We start from the raw sequence: 21300 nt of genomic DNA on the forward strand, positions 1-21300 counted from the left end.
TTCACTACATCTGGTTATGAAGCCTGTCGACACGTACATGTCAGAGTTATCCTAGGCTTACGAACCACCCCCTGTCTGGTATGGTAGTAAAGAGGGGTATTGAGGGAACAAGAAAATTAATTCTCGTAATTTCAATTCATAACCTGTTTTGTCATCAAATCGACTTTTTTGATGTTATTTACAGGTGCCAGGAGTCAGGAAAACCACAGCGACCGGCCAGTCCGGTCGCTGAGAAAACCTGCCCGGGCAGGCGTTCTGGCCTCTTACTGGAGTACCGAAAACTCTACACGTCGATTGGCAGCTCTGCCCTGCTCCGTCAGATTGGAGGTTCGAGGCTTGGACTCACCAAACGCCTGAGGCTTGAGACGCGAACCGGATATTCCGGCGTCCACAAGATAGCGAGCGACCGCGATGGCTCTTCGCTTGGACAGTTGCAGATTGGCTGACGCCGCACCTTCGTTATCCGTGTGTGCTTCAATAATGACTCGAATGTCCGGATAATCACGCAGTGTTTGCGCCACACCGGCGAGAACGACATTTGCCTCGCTTGTCAGCCTGGCAGAACCAGCTCGAAAATTGACACCTTCGACCACGCCATCAAAGATAGGACAGCCATCCACTCTGACCGGAGCTCCAGGAGCCGTATCCAGACACTTGTCTTCGGCATCAGGTACTTTGTCGCCATCCGCATCCGGCGGCGTGATCTTTTCAGGCTTTACCGGCGGCAACTCCTCAACAGGCTCTGGTTCAATCACCGGTACCGGAGGTAGCTGATCGACGATCGGACCGACAATTGGCACATCATCCACCGCTGAAGGCGCTACTGGTTGTCCTGTGCTTCGAGGACTGCCATATCGATGTGAACCGATCCGGTACACCAGACCCAACTGCACATACTTGGCATCAGTTTCGTGTGCCACCAGCTCTGCACGTAGCCCCAGTCCATTATTCAGGCCATATTCAAGCCCGAGGCCAGCCAGTAGATGTACATCATTGACGCGTTCGAACTCTACGCCACTGGCATCGTTCTCCAAGGCACCCAGACCCAGTCGGCCGAATACCGAAAAGCCTTCTCGACGCGCACGATCGTTGGGTTGATTCAACCCGTAGACCAGCCCGCTAACACCAGCGACGGTATAGTCGATGGTACCTGTCGGTTCCAGCGTCGCCTCACCCAGACTGGCAATATGCCCCTCCACACTGAAACGATTATCAATATCGTAGCCAAGCGTCAGTGAGCCTCCAGCGCCCATGGAGTCATCCACCGAGACGCCAGTAACACCACTGGTATCGGGCTCCAGCTGGCTTGCCAGCACCCCTGCACCGACGTAGACCCGATTGCGAAAATCTCTGTTTTCACTGCTATTTCCAAGCGTACTACAACCACTCAGAACAATAATGCAACCCAGCATAGCGGCAGGAACTGCCGCACGCGAGACTCCTTGTGCACTCCGCTGAGCGCCTTGTTTGCCAGTTTGATTCATGAGCGCGAACCGGTCTCCTTGCGACGACGCAATCTGGCAATCAGCATCATGATGCTGCCGCCGAACAACAGAGGCAGCAGCGGGTCAGTTCCAGTGCTCTCGCCACCCGTGGCAATACTGCAGCCAAAACCAGAACCACCAAGGCCTGTTTCTATAACACCATTGGATGCCAGACCTTGCTGCACATCTGGAACTCCGTTGCCATCCGCATCAGGCAGATCGACGGGCACGCCCTGCGATGGAGACTGACTATCATCGGCAAACGGGCCTGCAAAACCATTACCGTCAGAATCCGGATCAGAGCTGTCGACCACGCCATCACCATCGGTATCTGCCCCAGTCACAAAATCAGCATCCATGGAATCATCGATACTGTCATTGTCGACATCGTTGCCACCGGTCGAATCGACATCGTTGACGTCAGGGATACCGTCACCATCGGTATCAGTCAACTGATCGTTACGACTGTCCTGGTTGACATCCTCACCACCGGCTTCACTCAAGTCGCTGATACCGTCACCATCACTGTCCAGGTCGATGAAATTAGGAATGCCATCACCATCAATGTCCGCAGGCGCTGACAGATCACCAGCCTGGACATCGTCCAGTCCATCACCGTTGGCATCCACGAAGTTGTCTACCCGGCCATCGTTGTCCTGATCACTGCCAGTACCCCAATTTTCGAATCGATCAGACAGACCGTCCTGATCACTATCCAGATCACGCACATCGGGTATGCGGTCCATATCGGTATCACGCAATGTCAGCACATCGTTTGCCAGCGAATCGTCAACGCCGTCGCCATTACTGTCGGTAAACTCATCTACACGTCCGTCAGCATTCGCATCGACAAGCCCGACTTCCTGCATGTCCGTCAACCCATCATTGTCTGAATCCAGATCCAGCATATCGGCCACACCGTCCTGATCCGTATCCAGCACAGATTCACCAGAACCTTGCGCTAGTCCGAACTGATCAACCTGCGCTGAGGAGGCCAGACGACCGCTAGCCGAAACAGCAGTGCGCCCCGCCTCCAGAGAATCAAACAAACCATCGTTATCACTGTCCAGATCCCGATAGTCTGGAATCCCGTCGCTGTCCGTATCCCGGCCAGTCTCTACCGCATCAAGTACACCATCGTTGTCACTATCGCGATCCAGACGATCAATCACCCCATCGCTGTCGCTGTCGGCGCTACCTTCCACCAGGTCCGAGATGCCATCGTTGTCATCGTCAGTGTCCTGAGAGTCGGGCTGACCGTCGCCGTCATGGTCAGCACTCGGTGAAGGCTCTGGCTCTACCGGTGTACTGCCATCAGTGAACTGAACCGAACTGTCCTGAAAATCTGCTGTACCGTCACCATTGGTATCAACTGGTTGTGCTGTATCCGGGCCCACTTCCTCCGCATCACTGACACCGTCATTGTCAGAATCCTGCTCTCGATAATCTCCGGCACCATCGCCATCGCTATCTGTTGGATTGGATGCACTACCGGTGTTCTCGACGCTATCAGGAATGCCATCTGCATCCGAGTCGACATCACGGTAATCCGGCTGGCCGTCCTGGTCTGTATCAAAACGTGGCAAAGCGCTTGCCTGCACAGCATCATCAACACCCTTGTCATCTTCGTCCACGAAACCATCGATACGACCATCACCGTCAGCATCGACACCACCGGCTTCCACAAGATCGAAAATCCCATCGCCATCGCTATCGATATCCATATAGTCCGGCGTACCGTCACCATCAGTATCGAACAGAGGCTGACTGATGGTGCCTGAATCATCACTGGACTCGATCACATTGGCAATGCCGTTGGCACCCACGTTGATGCGAATATCAATGGCACCGATATCAACAGGATCCAGAGTTGCAATAGTCGCCGCATCGAGACGCCCTTCGATCAGATCCAGGATGCCGTCGTTGTCACTGTCCAGGTCATACCCATCCGGGGTACCGTCACCATCTGAATCGCGGGAGTTCGCATCGGCAACACCATCGCCATTCGCATCGATGATGCCTTCTTCGGTGTCCAGAATAGAGTCGTTGTCATCGTCCAGATCGTCCTGATTGACAATGCCATCGGCATCACGGTCCGGATGAACATCGTCATTGGCAGCAAGCTGATCACCATCGTTGGTATCACCACCGTTGGTATCGCCACCAGCACTGCCATCGCTGTTTCCATCCGTACTACCGCCGCTGACGCTAGCCGAGTCACGATAATCGGGAATACCATCGCCATCGGTATCTGCCGGTGACTGCACATCGTCACCAACTTCCTGACGATCACCAATGCCATCGCCATCACTGTCCGATTCACGGTAGTCACCGGCGCCATCACCATCTGTGTCGCGAGGAGCGCTGGGATTGCTACCGGCTTCTACCTGATCAGGGATGGTGTCGCCATCGGAATCCAGATCACGAAAATCCAGGATGGAGTCACCATCCGTATCGAACAATGGCAACGCGGTTGACTGGACGGTGTCATCCACGCCCTTGCCATCTTCATCATAGAAACCATCCAGCCGGCCATCGGTATCACTGTCAACACCGCCTGCTTCTATCAGGTCGAAGATGCCGTCATTGTCGCTGTCAAGATCGCGAAAATCGGCAATACCATCCTGGTCGGTATCGGGCAGAGAGAATTTCATCTGACCTGAATCAGGACTGGTTTCTATTTCATCGGCAATACCATTCTGACCGACCGGAATATTGATATCGATTGCGCCATTGGGAACCCGATCCAGTGCAGTCACCGAATCACGGGACAGACGGGCTTCCATGTTATCCAGAATACCGTCGTTGTCACTGTCCAGATCAAGCGCATCAGGCGCACCGTCATTGTCGGTATCGACAGAACTGCCGTCGAGAAACCCATCGCCATCATTGTCAACAGCACCTTCATCGCTATCCAGGATGCCGTCGTTATCGTCATCCAGATCGTCCTGGTTGCGGATACCATCGCCGTCTGAATCAGGTCCATTCACAGCCGAACCCTGTGCCGCAACACCGGCAATTTCATTCAGGGTAAAAGGGTTGGTGTCGTCTTCTGCAGCTATGCCGACTGCAGAAAAAGAACCCAGTACCAGGCCAATGGCCAGCGTCAAGGTGCTGCGAGTCAGAGCTGATCCGGTTGTTGGCTCAGGTACACGGAGGTTCTTCAAACCAGAGTGCGAAGGCTTCTTCATCATGATATTTGACTGACCGCCTGGCGGTCCCTGTTAGCGATTCCTTAATCCCCGGAAACCACTTTAATTCCGGCACTTTGGATAAGATAACAGGTTACTCGGTCGTTTAGCACGACCTCCATCACGTCTGTCTGGCTAGTTTACAAGGCGTTGAATTACCACACACTTTAGTCGCGCACTACGGGTTTCGCAATATGCGAATCTCAACACGTCGGTTGGTTGCACGATCCGCCGGTGTCATATTTTGCACCAAGGGCAATAACTCACCATAACCCTCGGCCTCAAGCCGATCTGGCACGACACCCTCGCCCGCAAGGAAGGACGCAACCGCTTGAGCACGCTGTTTTGACAGCCTTAAATTAATCTGAGCATCACCACTATTATCAGTGTGTGCCATGACAGCAATGCGAATCCGGGGATTGTTACGCATTGTAGCAATGACGCTACCCAGAGAATTCCGGGCGTTAGCTGACAATTCACTGGAGCCATCTGGAAAGTCAAGTCCGTCAACAACTCCCGATATACTGACCCCCGGCGCAAAGCCTGGCTCTGGCAACGGCATGATAGGTATTCTTGATCGTGCCGTCGTATCAACAGACATAGCCGACTGCAAGTCTGGCTCCTCGCTGACAACAGCTTTGGCTTCTGCCGTCTTGAGCGAGCTCTTTTCACGTGTTGGCGAAGCACTCACGACATCCTGAGTATCAACCAGACCATCGCGCTGCGAATCGCGCTGTCGCGGGTCACTGACAACAATGACTCGCCTCACTGCAAGCATGGGCTGAACGGACAGCTGACCCGCATCCTGATCGGGCAATGTGACAACATCCACTCGGCGATTTTGCAGACGGCCCACCGCTGTACTGTTGCTACCCAACGGTTCTGTCTCACCCATACCAACAGCCTGCAACTGTCGTTCATGCACACCGCGACTCTGCAGATACTGCGAGACGACCTGAGCACGTCCGGTAGACAAATTCATGTTCATGTCGCTCTTGCCTTGAGAATCTGTATGGGCTCGCACTTGTACTCGCGACTCTGGAAAAGCCAGCAGGGTTTCTGCAACCTCATTGAGCTGAGCGCGTGCAGATGGCGACAGCCAGCTGGATCCACTGCGAAAGCGCACATCGCTCAGCACGGCATCAAACAAACCACAGCCCGTATTATCAACAGTTATATGCGCGATCGTTTCGGGGCAATCGTCTCGCGAATCGAGCACACCATCGGCATCTGCATCGCCGCGACGCATAGCGGGACGCCAACGATCGGCCATTGACAACGCCATTGCCTCGATCTCGGGGCCGGCTGTATTAGCCGCCCCCAGAGAGGGCTCGGCAGCACCAGCTACCATCTGCCCACGACTTGATGCCTGAACACCGAAACGGTAGACCGCGCCCAGCCCGATATAGGACACATCGGCATCGAAACGGGTGATATCAGCCCGCAAACCCAGACCGTTGGAAAGTCCGTATTCGGCACCTAGCCCCAGCACAGGGCCTGACTCACTGTTTTCCAGTTCAACAATATCCGAAGACCGTTTCAACGAGCCATACCCCAGCCGGGCGTAGGCACTCAACCCTTCTCGCCGTGAACGCATTTGCGATCCGCTGAGACCATAGATCAGCGCACTGACGGATGCCGAGGTGTGATCAACCGCGCTCTGTGATTCACGCAATTGCGACTCCCCCAGAATCGAGGTATCCAGCTCCACGGCTACTCTGTCATGCAGATCGTAGCCGAGCCTCAGCTGGGTCGTCATGGCATTGGAGCTCTCTACCTCGAGAGCCTCACTCGACGACAGATGAGAGCCACCCAGGGAGGCCCCTGCGTACAGACGACTGCGAAAGTCGCTGGAGCCAGATGGCAGTTGCAAAGAGGGCTGACCTGACGGCATTACACAGCCCGTCAGGACACTACCAATCAGCACAGCAAGAATCGAACGATACCTGCCGGGTGCTGCATTCAATCTGCGCGAATTTCGAGGAAAATTCATGAATAATCTGTTCCTGCCAATCAGTCGGCGTTTGCAGAACAGCAAAAGCAAGTTCCAAACCGCAGGGGCACAATCAGTGACGGCTACGTGGTGCTTCTGTAGAACAGTCCTCGAAACAGGGTATTTCTTTGCCTACCCTCACACAATTTACAAAACCCGCAACTCCACACGATTATTCAAACGACGACCACCTGGAGTGAAATTATCGGCACGCGGCTGTATCGAGCCAAATGCACGTGCTTTCAGGCGTTTTACAGCCACGCCCTGCGCCACCAGAAAGCGGGCAACGGCGACAGCACGTTCACGCGACAGAGTTTGAGCACGATCAGGATCTGTGTAGGTCTGCGTGTGAACACGAATTTCCACAAGCAGTTCCGGATAAAGATTCAGAGAGCCGGCCAGACGTGAAAGCAGAGTTTTGCCCACTGCCGTCAGCGTGGTTGTTTCACCTTCAAACTCCACACCTTGCTGCACACCACTGAACAAGGCACAACCTTGAGAGTTCAAGGGCTCACCTGCCGCAGGCACAGCACAGGAGCTGACGGATGGACCACTCAATGGGGCATTATTACCCGCGACTACCGCTTCCTGGATAGGTGCGGCCGCAGGTGCGGCCGCAGGTACGGGTTCTGGAACCAGCTCCGGCTCGGGCTTGCTAACTGTCGGCTTTACAACCGCTGGACGAGGTACTGCAGCAGGTGTTGCCCGTGAACCGTTTCTGGTACGACTTTGCAGCCCACCAGGTCGCCAATAGACCGATGCCATGGCAACTTGTGCGTCACCGTCAAAGCTTGTCAATTCGCCACGAACGCCCCAGCTGGAACCCACCGGCCATTGAATACCGGCTCCCAGCCAAAGCGCGGTATTGTCCTTTTCCGCCAATTGCACATCTGAATCATTCGTGATCTTGTTGAGTCCGAATCGCACATAACCAGACCATCCATCCTGTCGATGCGCAAGCTCGGTATCCCCCAGTACATAAAGAACCCCACCCAGCGACAGGGCAGAATAATCGATGGATTCGCCGGCTGAGAGCTCTGCCTTGCCAAGATCGGTGTACGCAATCTCGATTCCCAGCCTGTCATTGATGTCCCTTCCCAGGTACAGACCAGCGGCTGTCGAACTTTCCTTGTCCAACGAGAAGTCAGATCCATCGGTGTCTGGCGTCAGTCGTGAGATACCGGCACCCGCACCCGCATACCATTTGCCTTGCTGAGCAAGGAGAGGTGATGCAGAAAAGGCGCTAATGCCAAGAACGACGACGCAAGCAATATGACGGGACACGGAATTGGACATGGATGATCAGACACTCGTGGTTCGTGGCGGCCAGTTTGAAACCACCTTACTTCAATCGGTATTCAGGTTCTGTTAACTGTGGTCAATTACCGAAACGCCCCTCGGCGCCGTTAGATCACAGGCGACAACTATAGGACGTTTCCAGACATTCCTGAAAAAAATACTAGCAACTAACACTGATCAAGGCTTCACCACATCGGATAACAGGCGCATCTTGCACAAAAGGCAAGACGAGACCACCACAGGGCTTGGGCAATGGGTCAGTGAGTATGGGGGATAGAGGATGCATAAAAACAGCCATCCTTGGCTATCGAGAGCATCCTTGCCAGCAAATACCACTTGGAGGAGTGTTGCAGCGTGAACCAAATCACACATCTGCAACTCCATTAGATGCCCCAAGCATTGATGTGTCAACTTTTACCTGCGAAAAACGCATTATAATTCATCAATAATGTGTATTTTAATATCGTTTACTTGCGCGCCAGCCGCAGCTTGTGAAGCTGAAACAATACGATCCCCAGCAGAACCGACACCACCATGAGCACAACACTCAGTGTCAGCTGAAAATCAGACCCTAAACGGATCCCTGCCCCCAGCAACACGAAGACCAGCATTTGCGGCACGTAGCCGATCGCGGAAGCCAGCAGGAATTTCCAGCGTGGCACCTGAGTAAAGCCGATACAGACATTGGTCATCAGGTTGGTACCCAGTGGCTGTAAACGCAGTATGAGCACTTTGATGAAAACATCGTTCTCCAGCATCAGCTCCAGACGTGAGATGAAGGCTGGAAAGCGCTGTCGAATCCGCTCACTGAAGAAGGCTGTTGAAATACTCACCGTCAGATAGCAGCCTGCCAATGCTGAAACCAGCGCCAGCAACAGGCCCGGCATGACTCCATAAGCCAGGCCGCCGATGAACGCGACAAGCTGACGCGGCAAACCTACGCTGGTAGCAACAACACTAACAGCCACAAAGACCACGGCTCCTACCGCCCCGGCCGACTCGAGCATGTGCCCCCATTGCTTCGCCGGAATCCATTGCGAGGGTGGAAACAGCAGAGTAAGAAGAATGATCGACAAAAGTAGTACCACCAGAATCAGGGCGGTATGGCGCTTTGTCAGACGCGATGCGAAACTCATGTGCAATAGAAACCGGCGATGATGATTACCCTGACACCAGAGTGACACCTAAAGTGCCACAGAAAAAGCCCCGATTTCGCAACTGCAGTTTTCCTGCGAGGAACTACAGCAAGATCACCAGCATCAGCGCGAGAATCGCAACCCAGGCTCCACCAAGGACCAGAACCCGCATTGGCCCTCTGTCGTCATGTCTTTTTGCATGCATTTCGCTAACACCTCACAATTCACCAGGGTGTCGGCGGCGCCCATCACTCAATTGCGCGACGGGTTGGCGACCGATATCTTATATATCCAGATATCGTGCCAATGGATTACAGCAAATAACCTGCACAATCTGAAAAAAGCTTAGAAACCGACGGTAAAACTGACAGCGGTATCCGAGTCGTTCACCGCATCAATCCCGTCAATATCCACTCGTCGAATGCGATAACTCAGCTTGACAGCCCCCTGGGCCAGACGCATGGATACCCCTGTCTCCAGTTGTGACTGTGTAGAACTGGGGCTGCTGAATACCTCACCATCCAGCTGCAGCTTGAAAAGATCGGCCAACACCTGGCTTGCCCCACCGCGCACGGTACCCACCTGCTCGTCTGCATCCTCAAGGCCGGTTTGTGGGGTGAAATCAATCATGCGATAGCCTAGCCCGGCTTCCACCCAAAGCTGTTGACTGGCCGTGGCAATCAGCTGCGCACCCAGACCACCAATCAGCAATGTGTCTCTGTCGATACCCAAGGCCTTCTCCAGACGAACTCGCCCATCACCGAAGGTGTACAACTTGTCGGTGAACCAGTAGCGCGGCTCGTAACCGATCTCATAGCTATTGTTGTCCGAACGGTACCATTCCGCATACAGATAGTGACTCAGAGGTCGCTCGTTCAGGCTCAGGTGCCCACGCAGGCGCGTCGCACTATCGCCATCTCGCACCACCGTGCCACCTTCAAGACCACCCGTCCATTCTGCCTGCACGCTGGCAGGCCCGAGACAGAAAAGCAGCGCGGCGGTTATCCCGGTGGCAGATCTTGAAAGAGACATTAGTGAGGTCCAGAGCACGTTTCGGAGGAGCTCCAGTGTACGCCATCACAGTTATCGAACTGCTCGACTCAACGTAAACAATTGAGCACCCGCAGAGCTGCTCGTCTTGACGAATCCAGGCTGCCTGTCACTCATCGCATTTGCATTTCTCGAACTTTCCCGAGAATTCAAGACATCTTTGCGTGACTTAATTACAGGCCATAACGCTTACCCGGTTATATCTGTAACCCGTTAGGAATGGCCTGCTCTTGGACACTGTTATGAGAAGCAAGGCACAGGCATTGCTGCTGACAATTCTTTTGGATCTTAGTCATCACTATGCCCAAACTTGCATTAGTGACTGATAGATCGACAGTAAATGCAGATTTTAAAAGACGAAATCATTGCTGCCTTGAGAATTACTGATAGCAAAATACTGATCTGCACTTCATTGAATTCAGCCGGGTATTCCCAATATGTCAAACTGCAAGCACGGAACGCGAGTTATACTCGCAACGTATATTGCTAAATATATCGCCAGTATATTTAGCCTCATACGAATCATTGCACCCAGACCTCGCTACTTACGAGTATTGCTGGCAGCCTTTGTCCTTTCGTCAATTTCCTCGTTTGCCATGGCAATCGACACCGATGGTGATGGCATAGAAAACATCAAGGATCTGGATGATGACAATGACGGCATCCTGGATATTGATGAGATTAGTTGCGGGGTCTCGGGAGAGGTGGCTTGGGAGCACAATGACAACAATGGGATGTCGTTAAATGCCAGTGTCAGCTCGAGCATATCGAGCGTTGTTTCCAACACCACCGATATCAGTTTTGGTAGTGGCTTCATAGCCCCCACCAGTACTTACGAGCACATACTCAATGGTGCTAACGAAACGACATTAGTCGGAGCAAGATCAAACGGTGAATATGCCGAAGTCGGATTTACAATAAACGGACCCGCGTATTTCACCGCCACCCAGAATGGAATGGTAGTCGGCGCTGCTAATGGTGGCCAAGGCAGTGCTGCTGGTGACTATGAAATAGCGGCAGAAATATCCAGTGATAACTTTGCCACCTCGGTTTTACTGTATGACGACGGCTACATTGCCACACCTGGAACGCAATATTCTGTTAGTCGCAATTCATTCAGCCCGTACCTGATGACCTCAGGTACTGCTTACAAAGTGAGAATGTACCTCTTTAACGAGCAGAACTTCTACGCAGGCTCAGGCACTGTCACATTCGATGATTTCAAATTGGCCATTAATGCGAGTTGCGCTACTGACTCGGATAATGACTCCGTTCAGAACTCCGAGGACATAGATTCGGACAATGACGGCATCCCTGACAATATTGAAGGTCAGGAATCTGCCAGCTATATAGCCCCCCTGAATCTGGATACCGATGGTGATGGGATCGACGATGCCTATGATGAAGACAACGGTGGCACCCCCGTCAGCATACCCAATACCGATGCAAACGCAGCCGACAGCGCTGATTACCTGGATACCGACAGTGATGATGATGGTGTCCTCGACTCCATTGAAGGCTTTGATGCCAATGGCGATGGCATTGCAGATACCCTACCCGCTCCGGGCAATGCAGATACCGACGGTGATGGTCTGAACGACAACTATGACACTGTCGTTGGCCCTGCTCCCGGAAACTCCATTGGCTCCAACGCCCCCTTGCAAAACACAGACGGTGCCTTGGATGAGCCCGATTGGCGTGATACCGATGATGACGATGACCTGGCACTCACCTCTGCAGAAGATACCAACAGCAACGCCAACCTGGCAGATGATGATGCGGATGCCGATAGCAAACCGAACTATCTTGAATCAAGTACTGCCGATGCTGATGGCGACGGCACGAAAGACCAGAGCGATGCGAATGATGCCGACGCCTGCATCCCCTCAGCCTTTGCCACCGGTTGCACCACTGATACTGATGGAGACGGCACCGCTGATAGCGTAGAGACATCAACCACTGACACTGATAACGATGGCACGCCGGACTATCAGGAGTCATCAAGCGACGATGCTGATGGCGACGGCACTGCGGATCAGACTGACCCCGAAGATGCCAACGCTTGCGTTCCTTCCACATTTGGTAATGGCTGTACCATCGATACTGACGGTGATGGAAGCCCAGACAGTGTTGAAACCGCTGCTGCTGATACAGACAACGATGGCACACCGGACTATCAAGAATCATCAAGCGCCGATGCCGATGGCGACGGCACTACGGATCAGAATGACCTCGAAGATGCCAATGCGTGTGTTCCTTCGGCATTCGGCAATGGTTGTGCCACCGATACCGACGGTGATGGAAGCCCGGACAGCGTCGAAACGGCTGGCGCTGATTCGGACGGCGATGGCACTCCGGACTACCAGGAGTCATCAAGCGCCGATACCGATGGTGACGGCACCACTGACCAGAATGATGCTGCCAACTCAGATGCCTGTATTCCTTCCGCATTCGGTAATAACTGCACCACCGATACTGATGGTGATGGAAGCCCGGACAGCGTAGAGACGGAGACAACTGACACCGATGGCGATAGCACTCCAGATTACCAAGAGTCATCTTCAGCCGATGCAGATGGTGATGGCATCACCGACCAGAATGACGCCGCTGATGCCAATGCCTGCATTCCGTCTGCATTCGGTACTGGCTGCGCTACCGATACCGATGGTGACGGAAGCCCTGATAGTGTAGAAACAGAGACGACTGATACAGACGGTGATACCAAGCCAGATTACCTGGAATCTTCGATCGACGATGCCGATAATGATGGCACCATGGACCAGGCTGATTCGGACGATAGCGATGCCTGCATTCCTTCCGCATTCGGTAATGGCTGTACCACTGATACTGATGGTGATGGCTCACCTGACAGTGTAGAAACTGAAGCCGCTGATAGCGACAGTGACGGCACGCCGGATTATCAGGAGTCTTCCACAGTGGATGCCGATGCCGATGGTATTTTCGCCCAGAACGATCCGGACGAAGCCGATGCCTGCATCCCTTCCGCATTCGGTACTGGCTGCGCCACTGACACTGACGGTGACGGATCCCCTGACAGTGTCGAAACTGAAACCGCTGATACCGACAATGACGGCACACCGGACTATCAGGAGTCATCCGCAGTGGATGCCGATGCCGATGGCACTTTCGCCCAGAACGACCCGGATGAAGCTGATGTCTGCATCCCTTCTGCCTTTGGCACTGGCTGTACAACCGATACCGACAACGATGGCACGCCTGACAGCGTTGAAACAGAAACGGCCGATGCGGACAATGACGGCACGCCGGATTACCAGGAATCATCAACAGACGATCTGGACAACGACGGCACGCCGGATCAAAGTGATTCAGACGGTACGAATGTTTGCATTCCCTCCACCTTCGGCACGGGCTGTACTGCCGATACCGATGGCGATGGTGCACCCGATAGTGCGGAAACCGAAGCTGCTGATACCGACGGCGATACCAAACCGGATTACCAGGAATCTTCAACCGATGATGCCGATAGTGATGGCACTACCGATCAGAATGATCCAGCCGATGCAGATGCCTGTATTCCTTCAGCGTTTGGAAATGGTTGCACCACGGATACTGACGCCGATGGCACTCCTGATAGCATAGAAACAGAGACTGCCGATACCGACAACGATGGCACTCCGGATTATCAGGAATCCTCCTCCGACGATGCGGATGCCGATGGCAGTGCTGCACAGAACGACCCGGACGAGTCTGACGTCTGCATCCCTTCTGCCTTTGGCACTGGCTGTACAACCGATACCGACAACGATGGCACGCCTGACAGCGTTGAAACAGAAACGGCCGATGCGGACAATGACGGCACGCCGGATTACCAGGAATCATCAACAGACGATCTGGACAACGACGGCACGCCGGATCAAAGTGATTCAGACGGTACGAATGTTTGCATTCCCTCCACCTTCGGCACGGGCTGTACTGCCGATACCGATGGCGATGCTATTCCCGACAATGCAGAAACCCAGAACGCTGACACGGACAGTGACGGCAAGCCTGATTATCAGGAATCATCGATCAATGATTTTGATAATGATGGCACTACCGACCAGAATGATCCAGCTGATGGCAATGCCTGCATCCCTTCCGCGTTCGGCAATGGTTGTACGACTGATACCGACAATGACGGTACGCCTGACAGCGTAGAGACCGAAGCGGCGGATAGCGACAGTGACGGCACTCCGGATTACCAGGAATCTTCAATCGACGATACCGATTCAGATGGCACAACCGTGCAGAATGATCCGGACGAGACTGATGCCTGTATTCCCACCGCATTTGGCAATGGTTGTACAACGGATACTGACGGCGATGGCACTCCTGATAGCATAGAAACAGAGACTGCCGATACCGACAATGACGGCACACCTGACTATCAGGAATCCTCCATAGATGATTCTGATAACGACGGCACGACCGATCAGAATGACTCAGACGGTGTTAATGTCTGCGAGCCTTCAGAATTTGGTAATGGCTGCTCAATCGATACCGATGGTGATGGTATCCCTGACAGTGTAGAAACCGAAGCCGCTGATACAGACAACGACAGCAAGCCTGATTATCAGGAGTCATCAATTGATGATGCCGATAACGATGGTACAAGCGATCAGAATGATCCGGCTGATGCCGATGCTTGTATTCCTTCAGCATTCGGTAACGGTTGTACGACCGACACTGATAACGACGGCACACCTGACAGTGTAGAAACCTCGTCCACTGATACGGACAACGACAGCAAGCCTGATTATCAGGAGTCATCAATTGATGATGCCGATAACGATGGTACAAGCGATCAGAATGATCCGGCTGATGCCGATGCTTGTATTCCTTCAGCATTCGGTAACGGTTGTACCACTGATACTGATGGCGATGGTACGCCTGACAGTGTAGAGACCGAGGCAGCTGACAGCGACAATGACGGCACACCTGACTACCAGGAGTCTTCAACCACGGATGCTGATAGTGATGGTACTTCCGCACTGAACGATCCGGATGAGGCTGATGCCTGTATCCCCTCCTCGTTCGGCAACGGTTGTACGATTGACAGCGACGACGATGGTACGCCTGACAGTGTCGAAACAGAAACGGCCGATACGGACAGTGATGGCAAACCGGATTATCAGGAATCAGCAACGGCCGATGCGGATGCGGATGGCACCACAGACTTGAATGACCCTGCTGATGCCGATGCCTGTATTCCGTCAGCATTCGGTAACGGTTGTACCACTGATACTGATGGTGACGGTACGCCTGACAGCGTAGAGACAGAAACGGCCGATACGGACAGTGACGGCAAGCCGGATTATCAGGAATCAGCGACGGCCGATGCGGATGCAGATGGCACCACAGACCTGAATGACCCTGCTGATGCCGATGCCTGTATTCCTTCGGCATTCGGTAACGGTTGTACCACTGATACTGACGGTGACGGTACGCCTGACAGTGTAGAGACCGAGGCAGCTGACAGCGACAATGACGGCACACCTGACTACCAGGAGTCTTCAACCACGGATGCTGATAGTGATGGTACTTCCGCACTGAACGACCCGGACGAGGCTGATGCCTGTATCCCCTCCTCCTTCGGCAACGGTTGTACGATTGACAGCGACGGTGATGGTACGCCTGACAGCGTCGAGACCGAAGCGGCGGATAGCGACAATGATGGCACACCTGATTATCAGGAATCCTCAACAACAGATGCCGATAGTGATGGCACCTCCGCATTGAATGATCCGGACGAGGCTGATGCCTGCATCCCTTCCAACTTCGGTAACGGTTGTACCACTGATACTGACGGTGACGGTACGCCTGACAGTGTAGAAACTGAAACGGCCGATACAGACAGTGATGGCAAGCCGGATTACCAGGAATCAGCGACTGCCGATACGGATGCAGATGGCACCACGGATCTGAATGACCCGGCCGATACTGATGCTTGTATTCCATCAGCATTCGGTAACGGTTGTACCACTGATACTGACGGTGACGGTACGCCTGACAGTGTAGAGACAGAAACGGCCGATACGGACAGTGACGGCAAGCCGGATTATCAGGAATCAGCGACGGCCGATGCGGATGCAGATGGCACCACAGACCTGAATGACCCTGCTGATGCCGATGCCTGTATTCCTTCGGCATTCGGTAACGGTTGTACCACTGATACTGATGGCGATGGTACGCCTGACAGCGTAGAGACCGAGGCAGCTGACAGCGACAATGACGGCACACCTGACTACCAGGAGTCTTCAACCACGGATGCTGATAGTGATGGTACTTCCGCACTGAACGATCCAGATGAAACAGATGCCTGCATTCCTTCCAACTTCGGCAACGGCTGTACAACGGACACCGACGGTGATGGTACGCCTGACAGTGTCGAAACAGAAACGGCCGATACAGACAGTGATGGCAAACCGGATTATCAGGAATCAGCGACTGCCGATGCGGATGCTGATGGCACCGCCGACCTGTTAGACCCAGCGGATGCAGATATCTGTATCCCTTCAGCCTTCGCAGCTGGCTGCACAACGGACTCTGATGTTGATGGCATTCCTGACAGCGTGGAAACAGAGACAAATGATACGGATGTAGACGGTACACCTGATTATCTGGATATCGACAGCGATAACGATGGAATTCCTGACCATTCAGAAACCAACGCCATGGGCGTATTGATCGATACCGACACTGACGGCACACCGGATTATCGGGATCTGGATTCGGACAATGACACCATTCTGGATGCCATCGAAGATAATACTACCCCGCTCCTTGCGTATAGTGATTCAGACGGAGATGGTGTTGATGATGCCATTGATGTTGACCTCACTGGTGGTAACGATGTCAATGCAAACGGTGTAGATGATGCCTATGAGCCGACTGATACAGATGCTGACGGAACACCGGATCATCGCGATACCGATAGTGACGATGACGGGATGGACGATGTATTTGAAGGCGTCGTCGATACCGACGGTGATGGTGCATTCGACTACACCGATACCGACTCCGATGCTGATGGCATTGCAGATGCCGACGAAGGTCTGAACGATACAGACAACGATGGCATACGCGACTCGCTTGAACAGGACTCGGACAACGATGGCATAGGCGACCTGAGCGAAGGTACTGCTGATGCAGATAATGATGGTGTGCCTAACTACCAGGATATCGATTCTGACGGCGATGGCATTCCGGACTCACTGGAAGGCGCTGTCGACACCGACAGCGATGGCATCCCCGACTTTCTGGACACTGACAGCGACGCTGACAGCATTCCGGATTCACTGGAAGCCGGTGCAGACCCTGCCAACCCACTGGATAGCGACAATGACAACGCCCCCGACCATCTGGATCTGGATTCCGATGGCGATGGCATCACTGACAGTGTTGAAGCCGGTTCGAATGGTTCAGACCCGGTTGATACCGACAACGATTCCATTCCCGATTATCTGGAACTGGATTCTGACGGCGATGGCATCAGCGATGCAAATGAAGGCCTGCTCGACAGCGATGGCGATGGCATCCCCGACACCGTGGATCCGGATGACAACAATGACGGTATTCCTGATGACAAAGCCGGCAGTGGTGACCTGGATGGCGATGGCATTGTGAACACCCTTGATGATGATATCGACAATGATGGAATCAGCAACGCTACAGAGAAGATGATCGATACGGATGGGGACGGCCTTGCCAACTTCATGGATCTTGATTCGGACAATGACGGCATCCCTGATGCGGTTGAATCCGTCGGCGATCTTGATGGCGACGGAGCTGCAAACTATCGTGATCTGGACAGTGATGGTGATGGTATTGCCGATGCGGAAGAAGCAGGCGATGATCCGACCTCCCCTGTCGATACCGATGGCAATGCAAGTCCGAACTACCTGGATACCGATTCGGATGGTGACGGTATTCCTGACAACATCGAAGGCGTCGTGGATAGCGACAACGACTCGAAGCCGAACTACGTAGACACGGATTCGGATGGTGACTCCATACCTGACAGCATTGAGAGTGGCATCGACACTGATGGTGACGGAGCTTCCGACTATGTGGATCTGGATGCAGACAACGATGGCATCGCCGACTCGGTAGAAGCCGGCAGCGACCCGCTGAATCCGGTAAATTCAGACAATGAAGGCGTCAGTGATTATCGCGATACCGATAGTGATAACGACGGTATTGCAGATCAGGATGAAGGTGTCATCGACAGCGATGGAGATGGCCTGCCAGATTCAACCGACCCTGATGCCAACAATGACGGCATTGCCGATGCAGACTTGGGCAACGGTGATACTGACGGCGATGGAGTACCGGATTATCTGGATAGCGATATCGATGGTGACGGCATTGCCAACATCAGCGAAGCTTTCGAGGGTGATGTACAGAGCGATTCGGATAACGATGGTATCCCCAACTTCCTCGATCTGGATTCTGATGGCGATGGCATACCCGATATTCTGGAGAATGTTCTGGATGCCGATGGTGATGGCACCGCTGACTTTCTTGATCTGGACAGTGACGGTGACGGCATTGCAGACGCTCTGGAAGCCGGCCCTGATGCAAGCATGCCAGTCGATTCTGACAACGATGGCATACCTGACTACCGTGATGAGGATGCAGACGGTGACTCACTCATAGACAGCCTTGAACAGGCCGGAGATATCGACAATGACGGCATCCCCAACTATCTGGACTCCGACTCGGACAATGACGGAATTTCAGACGAAGAGGAAGGTAGTCTCGATACCGATGGAGACGGCATCGTCGATGCTCAGGATCTGGACTCGGATGGCGATGGCAACAGTGATGCCGAGGAAGGCACCGGCGACAGCGATGGCGATGGTATACCCGACTCACGCGACTCTGACTCTGATAATGACGGAATCAGCGATGTGCTTGAAGGTAGTGCCGATACCGATGGTGATGGTGTGATAGACGCACTCGACAAGGACACTGACAACGACGGCATTCTGGATGCGCTTGAGGTGGGTAAAAATCCTCTCAATCCATTAGATACAGATCATGACGGTGTACCGGATTATCGTGATCTGGACTCTGACAATGATGGCCTGAGCGATACGTTTGAAGCTGGCGGTCTGGACGATGACGGTAATGGCCGAATTGACAACTTTGTCGACAACAACAACGATGGTCTGGATGACGGCGTTGCAGCAATACCACTACCTGTGGACGATTTTGACAAGGACAGCATTCCTGACTTTCGTGATCTGGATAGCGACAATGACGGCTTGTCAGACCTTCTGGAAACTTCTGGAGGCGCCATCGACAACGACAGAGACGGTAAGGTGGATAACTTTGTCGACGGCAATGGCGACGGACTGGATGATGGAATGGCATTGGCACCAGCCCGTATCAGTGACGTTGACGAAGATGGACAATCCAATCACCTGGATCTGGATACCGACAACGACGGTGTCATGGATCTGGTGGAAGCCGGCGGCAAGGATGAGAATGGCGACGGCATTGTAGACTCCATGGCTGATAGCGACGATGACGGTATTCCCGACCTGGTCGATGTTGATGTCACTGGCGGTGTTGACATCGATAACGATGGTATTGATGACAGTGCGGATGCCAGCTTCGTCAATGAGGATGATACCGATGGTGATGGTGTAATCGATTCACGTGATCCGGATATCGACGGTGACGGCTTTGCCAACTACCTGCAATCAGACGGTCAACCCTTACTAGGGGCTGCATTGCCCGATACCGATGGCGATGGCATTCCTGATGTCAGCGAGGCCAACGAGACGGGTGAATGGCACACGGGCTTGTCCGGCAGTGGTTGCAGTATCTCCTCCTCCCCTGCTCCGGGTCAGCGCACTATCGATCCGGTACTACCATTACTGGCACTCGCGGCACTGATGTCTCTGGCACTGCGCCAGAGGCGTGCTTCACGCCGCTGCCTGTCAGTCGTGGCGGCTTCCTGCCTGGTCAGTAGCTGCGCAACGGGGCTGAATAAACCAAGCCCTGAACCCGCAGAGTTGCACGATGGTGATGCTAAAACCGAATCCATCGAACATTACGGCAGTCATCACAGCCTCGAACGTCACCTCTATGTCGGCATTGGTCTGGGCATGAGTAAACTGGAACCTGAAGCACGGGGTCTGGCTAATGCCCGTGTTGATGATTCCAGTCATGTCGGAGGCCAGGTAACCCTGGGTATGGATGTCAACAAATGGGTGTCAGGCGAAGTCCACTATGCCGATCTGGGTAGTGCCGGAGTCACTCCGGGAGGCCGCATCAGTTACAACATAGCCGGTGCCAGCGCACTGTTCTATGCAGGTAAAAATCGACACGATTGGCGCCGTCAGGGGTTTACTGCCTACACCCGTGTCGGTATCGGCTTTCTGAACAACAGCGCTGTTGGAGAAGTGAATATCAACAATGACAAGGGTTCCCACCTGCTCTTTGGTGTCGGACTCGAATACGCCGCTACCAAGGGCATCGGGCTGCGTGCAGAGTACATCTCCTTTGACGAGGACGTCAGCTACGCGCAATTGGCACTGATCTACCGGACTGGACGACGCGAAGAGCACCCTGCTGCATTGCCACCGGTTGTCGAAAAACCAGCTGAAATTGAAGTGCTGACAACCACAGCGGTTGTCAGCCAGCCTTTAGTCGATGGAGATAAAGACGGTATCATCGATGACGTTGATGCCTGCCCGGGCTCAGCTGTCGGGTCTGCTGTTGATGCGACCGGCTGTATGCATTTTGCGGGCGTTATTGAAGGTATCAATTTTCAAGCAGGCTCGGCGATTCTGACATCGCCTTCCATCGTCAAACTGACACAGGCTGTCACGACTTTACAGAGTCATCCTGATGTAATCCTCAGCATATCGTCGCATTCCGACAACTATGGCCCTTCAGAGTCGAACCTGCATTTGTCGATCGAACGTGCACAATCAGTCAAGGATTTTCTGGTCGACGGTGGTATTGACGCAGAACGAATCACCGTCATTGCTCATGGAGAAACTCAGCCAATCGCCAGTAATGATACGTCTGAGGGACGACTCAAGAACCGCCGGGTAGATATTGTCATGGAGACACCACTGAAGCCATAGACCACGCCCCTACCCTTCCCA

General features: G+C 53.5%; 7 protein-coding genes. 1 reads left to right on the plus strand and 6 read right to left on the minus strand.

What is annotated here, in order from left to right; all coding sequences use genetic code 11:
• Positions 1-263: 263 nt before the first annotated feature.
• From IMCC3135_RS27210 to IMCC3135_RS27235, 6 genes are all read right to left on the minus strand, one after another.
• Positions 264-1484, minus strand: coding sequence for an OmpA family protein (locus tag IMCC3135_RS27210; protein ID WP_088920456.1), 1221 nt, complete (start codon positions 1482-1484; stop codon positions 264-266).
• On the minus strand, positions 1481-4678 hold the full coding sequence (locus IMCC3135_RS27215; RefSeq protein WP_157736301.1) for a hypothetical protein: 3198 nt from the start codon (positions 4676-4678) through the stop codon (positions 1481-1483). The genes IMCC3135_RS27210 and IMCC3135_RS27215 overlap by 4 nt, the downstream gene beginning before the upstream one ends.
• Positions 4679-4853: 175 nt before the next feature.
• Positions 4854-6668 (minus strand): OmpA family protein, encoded by a 1815-nt coding sequence (locus IMCC3135_RS27220; RefSeq protein WP_088920458.1) that lies wholly within the window; start codon positions 6666-6668, stop codon positions 4854-4856.
• Between the two features lie 147 nt (positions 6669-6815).
• Positions 6816-7964, minus strand: a complete 1149-nt coding sequence (locus IMCC3135_RS27225) for an OmpA family protein (protein WP_088920459.1) — start codon at positions 7962-7964, stop codon at positions 6816-6818.
• 470 nt (positions 7965-8434) lie between these two features.
• Positions 8435-9103, minus strand: a complete 669-nt coding sequence (locus tag IMCC3135_RS27230; protein WP_088920460.1) for a TVP38/TMEM64 family protein — start codon at positions 9101-9103, stop codon at positions 8435-8437.
• A gap of 345 nt (positions 9104-9448) precedes the next feature.
• Positions 9449-10135: a DUF481 domain-containing protein gene (locus IMCC3135_RS27235; RefSeq protein ID WP_088920461.1), complete on the minus strand. Its 687-nt coding sequence runs from the start codon at positions 10133-10135 to the stop codon at positions 9449-9451.
• 614 nt (positions 10136-10749) lie between these two features.
• Here IMCC3135_RS27235 and IMCC3135_RS27240 point away from each other — a divergent pair.
• Positions 10750-21279 carry an OmpA family protein gene (locus IMCC3135_RS27240; protein WP_157736302.1) on the plus strand — a complete coding sequence of 3510 codons (10530 nt, stop codon included), beginning with the start codon at positions 10750-10752 and terminating at the stop codon, positions 21277-21279.
• Positions 21280-21300 lie beyond the last annotated feature (21 nt).

The sequence above is a fragment of the Granulosicoccus antarcticus IMCC3135 genome (assembly GCF_002215215.1).
In the GTDB taxonomy this organism is placed as follows: Bacteria; Pseudomonadota; Gammaproteobacteria; order Granulosicoccales; family Granulosicoccaceae; genus Granulosicoccus; species Granulosicoccus antarcticus.

Bases quoted from the DNA above. Each gene is read 5' to 3' on its own strand.
- IMCC3135_RS27210 (WP_088920456.1), bottom strand. From the start codon at position 1,484: ATGAATCAAACTGGCAAACAAGGCGCTCAGCGGAGTGCACAAGGAGTC.
- IMCC3135_RS27215 (WP_157736301.1), bottom strand. From the start codon at position 4,678: ATGATGAAGAAGCCTTCGCACTCTGGTTTGAAGAACCTCCGTGTACCT.
- IMCC3135_RS27220 (WP_088920458.1), bottom strand. From the start codon at position 6,668: ATGAATTTTCCTCGAAATTCGCGCAGATTGAATGCAGCACCCGGCAGG.
- IMCC3135_RS27225 (WP_088920459.1), bottom strand. From the start codon at position 7,964: ATGTCCAATTCCGTGTCCCGTCATATTGCTTGCGTCGTCGTTCTTGGC.
- IMCC3135_RS27230 (WP_088920460.1), bottom strand. From the start codon at position 9,103: ATGAGTTTCGCATCGCGTCTGACAAAGCGCCATACCGCCCTGATTCTG.
- IMCC3135_RS27235 (WP_088920461.1), bottom strand. From the start codon at position 10,135: ATGTCTCTTTCAAGATCTGCCACCGGGATAACCGCCGCGCTGCTTTTC.
- IMCC3135_RS27240 (WP_157736302.1), top strand. From the start codon at position 10,750: ATGGCAATCGACACCGATGGTGATGGCATAGAAAACATCAAGGATCTG.